Below are 13,036 nucleotides of genomic sequence, written 5' to 3' on the forward strand. Positions count from 1 at the left end.
CTACTTTAGTCTATTTGCGAGACCAGAAAACCGTGTCTACCTTTAATGATAAGAAGTTCAGGCTGGTTTTAATGCTTCCTGAAGTGTTCTCGCTTCAGGTTGGAGGTTGAATGAAATCAATTTTGTTGCTCTTTTTTTTATCATTTTCTTTATTAACATTTTTTAATTCAGTAAAAGCTGAACCAGTTACTCTTGCAGACATTGTCAGGGAGGCCATAGATACAAACCCTGATGTTAAAGCCACGTGGAGAGAGTTTTTACAATCAGAGCAAGATGTAAGAGTGGCAAGTTCAGGTTATCGGCCCTCGGTTGATTTTACTGCCAATGCAAGCTTAGTAAGGCGAAACTATGGCGTAGACCAAAGCTTCGTATCTAACGAAGCACGCGTCTCAGTAACACAAATGCTTTACGACGGTTTTTTTACGTCGTCCGAAGTCAAGCGGCTTAAAGCCGCAAAAAAGGTGAGATTTCTGGAACTGCTGAATCAGGTGGAACAGATTTCATTAGAGGTAGCTACTGCGTATGCAGATGTGTTGATGTACCGTGAATTGTTAAAAGTGGCGGAAAATAACCTCAAAATACACGTTGATGTTTACAAGCAGATTGAAAAGAGCGCTGCTGCTGGTGTGGCACGGCGCGCTGATTTGGAACAAATTAGCGGTCGACTCTACCTCGCCGAATCTAACGTGATGACAGAGCAATCTAATTTGCATGATGTAACATCTCGTTTTTTACGGTTAACCGGTATGATGCCGCAGCAGCTGTCGCCCATTGATAGTTTGGCTGAGGTTCAGCTCCCTGCATCTGTTGTTGACAGTCTAATGGAGGCCTATCAACGAAATCCCGGCTTTCTTGCATCTTGGTTCAATATTCGCTCTCAGAACTACAGCATTGATTCGGCCAAAAGCCGCTATCACCCGCAAATAAACTTAGTCGCAAGTTATGGTACACAAAATCGTGACGAAGTAGGGCAAAACAATCGTCAAACCGAGGCAAGAGTCGGCTTACAACTGACGTATAACTTTTATCGCGGTGGCGCAGACGATGCGACTATTAAGTCTGCAATTCATGCCACCTACCAGGCAAAAGACCTTCGTGATAAGTCTTGCCGTGACGTTAGACAAACAGTACAGATTGCATATAACGACGTTGTCAACTTAACTCGACAAATCCCCGCCCTCAATGAACATCGGCTTTCTTCGTCCCGTGTACGAACGGCGTACCTTGACCAATTCAAGATTGGTGAACGAACGCTACTGGATTTACTAGACTCCGAAAACGAGGCGTATGAATCAGGCCGTGCATATACGCAAGCGCAGTACTCGCAATACAAAGCCGTGCTTCGTTTGCAAGCTGGAAGCGGTATGTTAGCACAATACTTAAATGTATCTAAAACTGAGATCGAAATACGAGAAGGACTTGCTTTATCCCGCGCAGTTTTTGATCCCAAATACGTCTGTCCCGCAGAAGATATCGATGTGATGTCACAAGAAACAAATATATTGATCCGCGATACTGATAGTGATGGAACCACTGATCTTTGGGACGATTGCCCCGATACGCCTTCATATACAGCTGTGGATGATTTTGGTTGTGCCGTGGAGCAGCAGAATACCGATGACACCATTGGTATTATTCAACAATCAAAAGATGTTGTTCGTTTTGAGCTGAATTCATTTTCATTAGGTGACGCCGACAAACCTGCCCCCGCACTTGAGAATAACACCACATTAAGGGGCTTCGTTCATGGACATGCATCCCTCGATTTGGCGGAGCTTCGTCAGTGACAGCGCAACCAAAGTTTAACCAATCAAAGCTGGAAAAACTTGAACAGGCCACCTCTGTACAAGGCGGGCCTTTGATGGCGTGTCTTAAAACCGTGTGTGATTTTCATGGCCTGCGGTTTGTTCCCGATGCCGTGCTAGCGGGCTTACCTATGGACAAAGGCGAACTCTCGCCTTCGGTCATGCCCCGAGCAGCATCACGGGTGGGGCTAAGCTGTAAAGTGGTCAAGCGTGACTTACCGGAAGTTAATCCGGCTCTCTTGCCCGCGGTGCTGGTGCTCTCTGAAGAACGCGCCTGTGTACTTGTAGCTATTTCGCCTGATGATAAGCACGCACAGGTTGTATTTTCAGACCAGTCTGAAACTGTGGAGAGCATTACAGTTGAGTCACTTAATGCGATTTACACCCGATTTGTGGTTTTCCTGCGCCCAGATAGACGCATAGGGAAACCTGACTCCGTCACTAATAGCGAGAAACAAAGACACTGGTTGTGGGATACGGTGTCTGCAGCCGTCGGCTTATATAAAGATGTGTTGCTTGCCTCAGTATTTATTGGTTTGCTCTCGCTGGCGATGCCACTGTTTGTTATGAACGTGTATGACCGTGTAGTACCCAATGCTGCAACAGAAACACTCTGGGTACTCGCTATTGGTGCTTCACTGGTGTTACTTGCTGAATTATTTTTGCGCATTTTACGCCATTTTTTTGTGGATTTAGCCGCGAGTCGGATTGACGTCACATTGACTGCCAACCTGATGCAAAAAGTGCTGGGCTTTTCATTCAAGGAGAAGCCATCATCGACGGGGGCCTTCGTAAATAACCTTCAGTCGTTTGAGGCCATTAGAAGTTTTACTAACTCTTTGACGTTGGTGGCCTTGGTGGATTTGCCCTTTGCCATTGTGTTTATTGTCATTATTGGACTGATTGATGGGTTATTGGCGCTGCCTATTTTAGTGGGCGGTACTATCTTGGTGTTATACAGCCTTTATGCACAGCGGAACATGGCAAAGTTAGCTCACACTGCCAGCGACGTGAGTGCAGCGAGAAATGGATTGGCGACAGAGGCTGTTAACTGCTTTGACGATGTGAAGTTTTTTAACGCAGGTCATCATGTACAGCACGAATGGGAACAGTTCTCTATTTTTCTGGCAAAGGTAAATGCAAAAATTCGTACTGCAGGGGCATCGGTTAGTAGTGCTGCGTTGTGGATTCAACAATCAGTGGGTATAGCGATTATCGTCGTCGGAGTATTTCTGATTGTGGAAGGTGAACTCACTCAGGGCGCGTTGATTGCATCCTACCTACTATCTTCGCGGGCTATGGGGCCGTTATCTCAAGCGGCAGGTCTACTGTCGCAATATCACCATGCTGCAGCGTCTTACGACACCCTGACAGAACTCATGAACAAAACTGAAGAGTCTGGGGCAGATAAAAAGTGGACACACCATAACACGATTCATGGTCGGTTAGTATTCGATAAAGTCTCCTTTGCTTATCCGGGAGCTGACAATCATGTTATTGCACGCATATCACTTTCTGTGGAACCGGGGGAGCGTATAGCCGTTCTTGGAAACAACGGGTCGGGTAAGAGTACTATACATAGGTTGCTGATGCGTGCGTACGCCCCAACAAGCGGATTGATCACGCTAGATAACATCGATTTGCAGCAATATGAACCCAGTGCCCTTCGCAATCAGATTGGCTTTGTACCCCAGGATATCAATCTGTTTAAAGGGACGCTTAAAGACAATATTACCGCCTTCCAGGAAGATATGGATGAAGATTTCGTCTGGGAAATTCTCACTGCATGCGGGTTAACTGATTTTGTCAATCACCACCCTGACGGACTAAATATGAATGTAGGAGAAGGAGGCAAATTGTTGTCAGGCGGCAAGCGGCAAGCCGTCGCATTAGCCAGGGCGCTCATTCGTCGTCCATCAATTTTTTTACTTGACGAACCGACGTCAGCCATGGATGCATCTTCAGAACAGCGCATCAAAGACATGCTTGACCGTGAGACCAAAGGCAAAACGATGATCCTCAACACTCATCGCCAATCGCTACTGACTTTGGTCGATCGGATTATCGTTATCGATAAAGGCACAGTGTTGACAGATGGTCCGCGAGATCAGGTTCTTAGACGTCTTGCCTCTGCAACAGGAGGCCGGTGATATGACAGTGTTTTCTAAATTTCTTAAAAGCCTTTTTACTCCTCCACCAGAAAATGACTGGGTGTTAGAAGCAGAGTGGGCACGCATTCAGCAGCGTCCTCTTCGAGCTAAGGTATTGCTGTATGTCATTGTTATTACGATTTTTTGTCTGATGGTGTGGGCGGCTTTTGCATCTGTTGATGAAGTCGCACGTGGAGAGGGGAAAGTTGTCCCATCCAGTCAGTTGCAGGTTTTGCAATCATATGATGGCGGTATTGTGCAAGAAATATTGGTTAGTGAAGGTCAGAAAGTAATAGAAGGACAGATTATTCTTAAGGTAGATCCAACCCGCTATTTATCATCGCTGCAGGAAAATAACTCTAAAATTAATGCAGTTGCAGCCAAGGTACATCGTCTGACCGCACAAACCCGCGCGCAGCCTTTACATTTTCCTATTCAGCTGCAAAAGGATGCGCCAGAGATAGTGACAAATGAAACAGCTTTATATTTCTCCAGTATGGAAGAAATGGAGGAAGCACAATCAAGGTTTGAGAGCCGTATCACACAACGAAAACAAGATTTGCAGTCTTTTAAAGCTGAACTCAAGCAGTACCTGGAAACCTTATCCATCGCACAACGAGAATTAGCAGTGACACGTCCGTTAATGAGTTCAGGAGCGGTATCCGAAATCGATATTTTGCGACTAGAGAGGCAAATAATCGAAAATCAAGGTGCTATACAACGAACCAAAGCGGCGATTTCCCGTGCTGAAGCCACCATCGATGAAGAGCAGAACAACCTTGAAGAAGCGCGTCTCAAAATGCAGAACCGCTGGAGTTTAGAACTCAATGATGCTGTCGCTACGTTATCGTCTTTACAGGAATCACTTACTGGGCTTGAAGATGTTGTCAAACAGTCAGACATTCGCTCTCCAGTGGACGGCACTGTCCAGCGGCTCCTTGTTAACACGGTAGGCGGTGTTGTGACGCCGGGTAGCCAAGTAGCAGAAATTATACCTGCTGACGACAATTTGATTGTCGAAGCGAAAATTCCTCCTAAAGACATCGCATTTTTGAAACTGGGGCAACCGGCTATCCTCAAATTCAGTGCCTATGATTTTGCTATCTATGGTGGCATGAAAGCAGAGGTAGAGCACATCAGTGCGGACACAGTGACTGACGAACAAGACAGAACGTATTACGTTGTCAGGCTTTCTACACAGGGTGGACCTGACCTCAAGATGGATATTCTGCCAGGCATGATGGTTCAGGTTGATGTGATAACAGGTAAGAGAACAGTAATGCAATATTTAATTAATCCACTGATTCGGGCATCTGCCTCTGCATTAGGGGAGCGATGATGACACAGATGTTTATATCAGGTGAAAGACTCGCATCGCAGAGTGTCTTTTCCGATGCAATACAATTGGAAACCGCCACTTTTACGTCACTTTCCAAAGGTGGCATATGCTGGGTTTACGCATCAGAGCCCAACGCGTTACAGTCGGTGCGCACTTGTGCTAAGGACAACATAAAGCCCATTGTTGTCACTGATAATTTAGATATTAAAGAGATGCAACGCAGCTTCCTGGTTGGCGCCCGAGGATATACCCATATCAATATGATAGCTTCGCAATACGAAGATATTTCCGGAGCGGTGACTTCAGGTGGTTTTTGGCTGCCTGCTGGTCTTGTTACTGCCATGGTACACCGCTTGTCAGAACATCCAAATTTTCAACGGCAACCTGATTACAAGGAGCAATTGACCGAGCGTGAGGGTGAAATTCTTGCTCACTTGCTTAATGGTGCTTCTAACCAGGCAATGGCTGATGCGATGTCAATATCACTGCGAACCGTAAAAGAACATATGTCATCTATTCTTAGAAAATATCGAGTGAAGGACAGAGTAGGTTTATTACTCAAAATTGGTAATTTTCGTCGGACGGCACTATGAATAGTTTGGTATCGGTGGTGAGGTAAGAGCCATGGTTTTTAAAAGATATACTTTCTATATCGTTTTAGGAATTGTTTTTTGTGCCCTGAGTACCAGCTTTGGAATTGGTATATACAACCGGCTAAAAATACAAAAAGAAGAGCTCAGTTTTTTCATACCTTCAATGGTGTTTAAAGAGAATGTTGATAACCGGTTGAACCAGATTCAATTTTTTATGAAATCTATTGTTCAGTTGTACAACTCTTCAGAATCGGTAGAAGAAGAAGAGTTTGATAACTATGTTGCCCTGAACCTAGAGTACGAGAAGGCTGTAGTAGGCGCCGGTATTGTCCTCTACGGGCCAGGGCAACGGGGCAATGCAACCGCGCCACTGCCTTTGAAATATTGGGAAACTTCAAGCAACTACCCTGATTTTGATGAGGAGATGATAGTTTCAATGATGTCTACCCAAATTGATTTAAAAGAAGTGGGTAAACATGAATTTTATGCAACGCCTCTTTTTCGGTTAGGCGACGGCCAGCGTTCACTTGTATTTATTACACGGGATATGCCTCTTCATGGTGTATTGGTTAGTGTGCTTGTAGATGTGAGTCTAGTGATAGAAATGCAAGCTATGAACGATGCACTTTCTAACTATGCGATATATCAGCTTTTCGATGACAAACAGATTTTAGCGTTTTCCAGCGAGTTCCATAGTAAAACTGAAGGAGACTATTTTCAGGAAAGCATTAATTTTCTGGACCAGCGTTGGTTGTTGACTATTTATCAACCTGAAAACTTAGTAAGTAAGCTGTACATGCTTATTCCGGTACTTTCTGCTCTTGCAAGTCTACTTATTTTGTATCTTGTATATTTCGCAAGAAGAATGCATCACATTAGTGGCCAGAGAGAACAGGCGCTAGAGAAGCTCAAACTTGCCCAAGAAAAAATCGTCGAGGCAGAAAAAATCGGCGCTATGGGGGGGCTTGTTAGCGGAATTGCCCATGAAGTAAATACGCCCTTGGGTGTTAGTGTGACAAGCTGTTCTTATGTGAATGACTTATTACGGGATTTAAAAGAAGACTTTGAGCGTGGGGTATTAGATCAGGAGAAGTTTGAGGATTTTGTGGGTTCAGCCAAAGAGATGCTCTCTATGGCTCTGGACAATTTGAGAAGAGCCTCAAAACTCGTTACATCATTTAAGCGAATTGATGTTTTGCATGCAGATGATGCTAAGCGGCCCGAGTTGGTTAATATGGCTGTGTTGGTAAATGAATTTGTTGACAACTATGTTCACGAGTCAGCAGATTCGGAAATCACATTTAAAACGCAGTTGAGCAATGGAACTGAAATCACCACCTACCCAACAGTTATTCTACAAATTCTTCATATTCTGGTAACTAATGCTGAAATCCATGGTTTCAAAGGTATGAAGTCAGGCAAGATAGTTTCAATTGGGGTTTCCGTTTCCGAAAAATCTTTAGTCTTGAAAGTAGAAGATAACGGACAAGGCGTTGAGAAGAAGTTGTTGTCTAAAATATTTGAGCCGTTTTATACCACAAACCGAGGGGCTGGTAATGCTGGTCTAGGTCTTAGTGTCGTTTATAACTTGGTCAAGAGTAAGCTTAAAGGCGAGATAGATTATGGTAGTAGCCCAGATAATGGACTGTGGATTTCTGTAAAAATAAATGATTTAAGGCGTGAGGATTGATGATGGGAAACCCACTTTTCGCGAAACAAAAGGCAGTAGCTGGTGAAGTTAGGAAAGAGCAAAGTAAAGAGGCGATTAGTGAGCTTAAGGTGCTAATCATAGATGATGAAACAGAAGTGCACAGGGTCACAGATTTAACGTTAAAGCGATTCCGATTTGAGGGCAAAAAGATCCAGTTTTTACATGCCTACTCCGGCAAGGAAGCCAGAGAGATTTTTTGTAAAGAGAAAGGGATTGCTCTCGCGCTGGTTGATGTGGTGATGGAAACAGACCATGCTGGTCTCGACCTGGTCCATTTCGTCAGAACAGAGCTGAAAAATACATCATGTCGGTTGGTGTTGCGCACGGGACAACCAGGTCAAGCTCCTGAGCATGAGGTCATTGAGCGGTACGATATAAATGACTACAAAGAAAAAACCGAGCTTACCAGCCAGAAGCTTAAAACGCTAATGTTCACCGGGCTGCGTTCTTATCGCGATATTTCCACTATCGAGAATCATCGCAGAGGATTGCGGCAGGTGATTGAAAGTACAACTAAGATGCTTCAATCCAATTCGTTGAATGGTTTTGCTTCAGCAGTGCTCAAAGAAATTATGAATTTATTGCAGCTGGATTCCAGTGCAATTTATTGTTCAACCATCCCAGACAATAGTGACATTATTTCTGAGCCTCGGGTGTTAGCGGCAACGGGTAATTTGGCAGACATTGACAAGTCCAATTCGATGCCGTTACCGGAGCGGGTAGAGCGATGCTTTAAGGAAGTGCTTGAGCATAAAGCATCTAAACACTTCGACCATGGTTATGTGTTTTACACCTGCACTGACAATGGGTACGAAAACCTCCTTTATATTGATACCAATGGAAAACTAAGTGAATCTCAGCAGGAGTTTCTTGAAATTTACTGTATCAATGTTTCGCTGGTGTACGAAAACCTTCTGATCAACGAAGAAATTTCAGATACGCAAAAGGAAATCCTCTATTTGTTGGGGGATGCGGTAGAGCTTCGGAGCAAGGAAACCGGGGCTCACGTTAAACGCGTCTCAGAGTTTAGCTATTTGTTAGCTAAATACGCAGGTATCGATGAACGTGAAGGCGAGCGCATTCGCCGAAGTTCACCTTTGCATGATCTTGGAAAGGTCGCGATCCCAGACAGTATATTGCACAAACCTGGCAAGCTGACTGACGAAGAATGGAATGTGATGAAAAGCCATGCACGTTTGGGTTACGACATCCTCAGTCGCTCTAAAAAGCCTATTGTTAAAATGGCTGCAGAGATTTGTCTTGCTCACCATGAAAAATGGGACGGGACCGGGTATCCCAAAGGGATAAGTGGTGAAGAAATACCCATCGCGAGCCGTATCACTGCCATCGCTGACGTGTTTGATTCACTTGGCTCTAAGCGCTGCTATAAAGAAGCATGGCCAAAGGAAGATATTTACAATGAGATTCAGACACAAAGAGGAAGACATTTCGATCCGGAATTGGTTGATCTTGTGTTAGAGCATTTTGATGTGTTCTGGGCGTTGCGTGAACAATATCCGGATTAGGGGGGAATGGTGGCATCACTTGAAAAATCGTTTTCTGATTTGCTAACGGCAGACCTGTTGCGTTCACTTCCTGTTCAATCGCAATTCACACTGCTCAACAAAGCTCTTTATATTGTTACAGGCGCGTATCATGTTTCGGCTTGGACATTTCGCGAGGGAATGGCTATTGCTGTCAATACGGTGGGAGAGCCGATAAACGGGCAAATACCTATTAGTGAAGCAGTACTAACGTCGGTAAGTTCGCATATTTGGCATATCAATAACTTTCCAGCATGCAAAGCGTGGCTTGACAAAGCGGGGGTGGCACACAGTTACGCGGTATATCCGGTTGATACATCGTTATACGGCGGGGGGTGTATTGTGATTGTCGGTGGTGAGTTAGACAAAAAGGCGGAACTACAATCTACTGTGGAGCAGTACATTCCAATTTTAACAGAAAGCGAATACTTGGAGAGCAAAAAGCAAGCCGCGATAGACAATGAGCGCCTAGTCAACTTAGGAGGTATGGTGGCAAGTGTGGCCCACGAAGTGAATAACCCTCTTGGCGTTGCCATCACCTCTTTATCTCATTTAAAAGACAGTCTTGACGAGATAGGCAAGCATTTTAAAGAAGGCACGTTATCGGAAGAAATTTTCACCGAGTTTATTGACGATAGTAACGAAGTCGGTGATTTATTGGCTTTTAATCTTGATCGTGCCGCCAAGCTTATTCGCGATTTTAAAATGAATGCAGTGAATCAGAGTGCCGACATACTAATGCCTTATTCTCTAATTTCCACATTAGAGAGTGTGACAGGTAGTATTCGCCCTCAACTGAAAATCAAACACATTACTATTGAGCTCGACGTTGAATTTGACGCGGAATTTATCGTCAAAGGATATCCTGGTGCGCTTTCACAAGTGTTAACCAATCTTCTCTTTAACGCATCCATACATGCTTTTGATAGCACTATCGCCTCGCCTAGAATTACGTTGTGCGCCAGAAAAAAAGGTGACGACAGAGTCATCATTAGTGTTGCCGACAATGGTATAGGTATTCCGGAAAAATGGCAGAGGGTAATGTTTGACGCCTATTTCACTACTAAGCGAGATTGTGGTGGTAGTGGCTTAGGATTACATGTCGTAAAAACTATTACTGAAAAAAAAATGGGAGGCATTTTAGATGTTTTCTCTAAAGTCGGTGAAGGCACAGTTTTTACGTTAACACTACCGACTGAAATTAAAGAATAGCTAGTGAAGCCCGGATGACCTTAAATAAACAATTGTTGCTCTCTATAATTATCATTATTTTGGCTAACAGTTTAGTGAGTTTCGCAATTCTTTTTCACTCCGCACAAAGGAGTACTGAAGAGCAGCTATACCTAAAAAATATCGACGATGCGAATTCACTGGCGTTAGTATTAACGCAGGCAGAAAAGTCTCCTGCTAGCGTTAGGTTGATGTTGTCTGCCACGTTTGATGCTGGTCATTACTCGGAAATTCGTCTTGATAGTTTTAATGGTAATGTAATTGATCAAATAATTTATGAAGGCGAAGTGTCGTCTTCACCAAAGTGGTTTCAGCGGATTGCGTCTCTTAATGTTCCCTATGGTGTCGCCCAAGTGAGCGACGGATGGGAACAGTTCGGCACGCTTTATGTAAAGAGTCAAACGGCTTTTGCCATGGATATGTTATGGGAAAAATTTCAGCATTTTGTATTCAGTATTCTTTTGTTATCTGTAGTAATTTGCGGACTAAGTTCGTTAGTACTTCGGTTAATACTCAAACCTCTTTCCGCCATCGTCGACCAAGCAAATAGTTTTTCAGAGCGTCGTTTCATAAAAATTGATGAACCTTGGACCACCGACTTTGCCAGAGTCGTGCTTGCAATGAATTCATTGGCGGAAAGGTTCAAGGCAAACTTATTGGAAAATACTACTCGCTTAGAGGAAGGGCGACGAAAAGAACAACACGACCCCGTTACCGATATACCCAATATCAACGCTTTTTTTACATTACTTGAATCACAATTGCGTTATCGAGATAAAGATGGACAAAACGCGCTTATTGTTCACAGCATCGCTAAGCAACAGGGGGATATTCAGTCGCTGGCTCCGAATGTATACGATACGTTTTTCGCATTGTTTGCAGATGCAATTCGTAATTATTATTTGTCAGAACATACTATTTACACTGATTTTCGCATCGCCCGAATTAATGAAACGGACATCTGCGTACTGCTAACGGAATGCCTTAACTTAGATGCAATACTTTTAAAATTCTCAGAAGCTGAACCGGTTTTGCAGCATCCAGAGTTACGTGATGCAGCGATACATTGTATTTGTGCTGGTGTTTACATTTCTCCGGAAGAATCGAGTTATGATTTACTTGGGCGACTTGACGATTTACTGGAACATGTTCAAAACAGTGGTGTTGTATCTGGCTACAGTGTAGAACCTGTGCCACAAAGCGGTTATCACTGTGAAAGTGAAGCGCAATGGCAAGCCGACTTTACGAAGATTATTGACAAAATTGATATAGTAGCTGTGCCCATAAAAACTGCACAAGGTGGTAGCTTTCATCAGCAACTTCTATGTGAGTTTAACGACAGCGGACGTCAACGAAATATCAGTCGGTTTACTGAAGCAGCCCGCCGTTTTGGGTTCATTCCCCGCATTGATGAAGTGAGCGTCTCTAATGCCCTCAAATGGTTATCGGAAAACACGGCGAGGCATGGGGCGATATTATTATATGAAGAATCCATTGCGACGAAACAAGCGAGAGCGACACTTGTTGAATTGTTAAAAAAATGGCCTGATGCCGCCAGTCGATTGGCATTAGAGCTTCGTGAGCAAACCGCTATCATGCATCCCAAAGCATTTCGTATTTTTTGTCGTGAAATGAGGGAAATGAATGTTTCGGTGGGTTTAAAGCGGGTTGGTGAAAGTTTTTCTCGGGTCGGAAATGTACATGAGTTTGGATTAACATACTTAAAAATAGATAGTACTTATGTTTATGATGTGGTTAATAATCGTTCAAACCAGTTATACCTCCATGGTTTGACAGATTTAGCACATTCTTTAGGTATGCTGGTAATAGCTGATGGTGTGGTTTCTGACAAGGACGAGGAGGTGTTACTGTCTATAGGCTTTGACGGCATTGCCAGATTAACTGCCGATAACTAAAGAAGAAGAATTGTGACAGTATTAAACTATTATTCAGCAAGCCTGAAAAAGCACATATTACTCTTTGTAACTGTGTTGATGCTGTGTTGTCATTCTTTCATTTCGCAAGCCGTAGTATCTATTGATTTAGCCATTTTTTGGCGGGCAGTAATCGGTTATGGTGGGAAAGTTACGCAAGTTAGGGAGCAAGAACTAGCCTCATTATTTGAAAAAGCCTCTCAAGCGGAAACGCGTACGCAACTTACAATGGTAAATCACTATTTTCGTGACAATGTTACCTACAAAACTGATGACCTTGTATGGCGACAGAGCGATTACTGGGCATCGCCAGCAGAATTTTTAGCTAAAGAACTAGGCGATTGCGAAGACTACGCTATCGCCAAGTATGTGTTCCTTCTTCGTTTAGGCGTGCCTGAAGAAAAGCTGAGATTAATTTATGTAAAAGCTAAGATAGGTGGGCGGCGTAGCACACTCACCCAGGCTCACATGGTTCTGGGGTATTATGACACTCCTGGTGCACAACCTCTTATTCTTGATAGCTTAATTGCGGAAGTTCTTCCTGCTCGTGAGCGTACTGACCTTATTCCGGTTTTCAGTTTTAACAGTTCGGGAATTTGGTCCCCAGGTCAAAAAGGTTCAGTTGGCTCCCCCTCCGCAAGACTATCTCGTTGGCGCGGAGTCCTTGAGAAAATTCACGCAGAAGGTATTTCAGAGTCTTAAGGCTTACTACTCTGCTAAGGCTTTTCTT

9 protein-coding genes are annotated in these 13,036 nt (G+C 43.8%); all 9 read left to right on the plus strand.

Features of this window, described 5'->3' with window-relative positions; genetic code table 11:
• The first annotated feature begins 110 nt into the window (after positions 1–110).
• Genes ACXACM_RS08580 through ACXACM_RS08620 form a run of 9 tightly spaced genes read left to right on the plus strand, consistent with a single transcriptional unit; the run spans position 111 to position 13,008 of the window.
• The gene (locus tag ACXACM_RS08580) at positions 111–1,787 is read left to right on the plus strand and encodes a TolC family outer membrane protein (RefSeq protein WP_474821096.1); all 1,677 of its coding nucleotides are present in this window, start codon (positions 111–113) and stop codon (positions 1,785–1,787) included.
• On the plus strand, positions 1,784–3,955 hold the full coding sequence (locus tag ACXACM_RS08585; protein ID WP_474821097.1) for a type I secretion system permease/ATPase: 2,172 nt from the start codon (positions 1,784–1,786) through the stop codon (positions 3,953–3,955). Before ACXACM_RS08580 ends, ACXACM_RS08585 begins: the two co-directional genes overlap by 4 nt.
• A 1-nt stretch (position 3,956) precedes the next feature.
• Positions 3,957–5,294 carry an HlyD family type I secretion periplasmic adaptor subunit gene (locus ACXACM_RS08590; RefSeq protein ID WP_474821099.1) on the plus strand — a complete coding sequence of 446 codons (1,338 nt, stop codon included), beginning with the start codon at positions 3,957–3,959 and terminating at the stop codon, positions 5,292–5,294.
• Positions 5,294–5,887 (plus strand): response regulator transcription factor, encoded by a 594-nt coding sequence (locus ACXACM_RS08595; protein ID WP_474821100.1) that lies wholly within the window; start codon positions 5,294–5,296, stop codon positions 5,885–5,887. Before ACXACM_RS08590 ends, ACXACM_RS08595 begins: the two co-directional genes overlap by 1 nt.
• Positions 5,888–5,918: 31 nt before the next feature.
• Positions 5,919–7,577 (plus strand): sensor histidine kinase, encoded by a 1,659-nt coding sequence (locus tag ACXACM_RS08600; protein ID WP_474821102.1) that lies wholly within the window; start codon positions 5,919–5,921, stop codon positions 7,575–7,577.
• Positions 7,578–7,579: 2 nt separating this feature from the next.
• Entirely contained in the window at positions 7,580–9,124 is a 1,545-nt protein-coding gene (locus ACXACM_RS08605) for a DUF3369 domain-containing protein (RefSeq protein ID WP_474821103.1), read from the plus strand.
• Between the two features lie 6 nt (positions 9,125–9,130).
• Positions 9,131–10,354, plus strand: coding sequence for a sensor histidine kinase (locus ACXACM_RS08610; RefSeq protein WP_474821105.1), 1,224 nt, complete (start codon positions 9,131–9,133; stop codon positions 10,352–10,354).
• 14 nt (positions 10,355–10,368) lie between these two features.
• Complete coding sequence (locus ACXACM_RS08615; RefSeq protein ID WP_474821106.1) at positions 10,369–12,288, plus strand: bifunctional diguanylate cyclase/phosphodiesterase; 1,920 nt, start codon at positions 10,369–10,371, stop codon at positions 12,286–12,288.
• Positions 12,289–12,300: 12 nt separating this feature from the next.
• A complete protein-coding gene (locus ACXACM_RS08620; protein ID WP_474821107.1) occupies positions 12,301–13,008 on the plus strand; it encodes a transglutaminase-like cysteine peptidase in 708 nt (235 codons plus the stop codon).
• The last annotated feature ends 28 nt before the right edge of the window (positions 13,009–13,036 follow it).

This window comes from Alteromonas sp. AWQ4_252, from assembly GCF_056158205.1.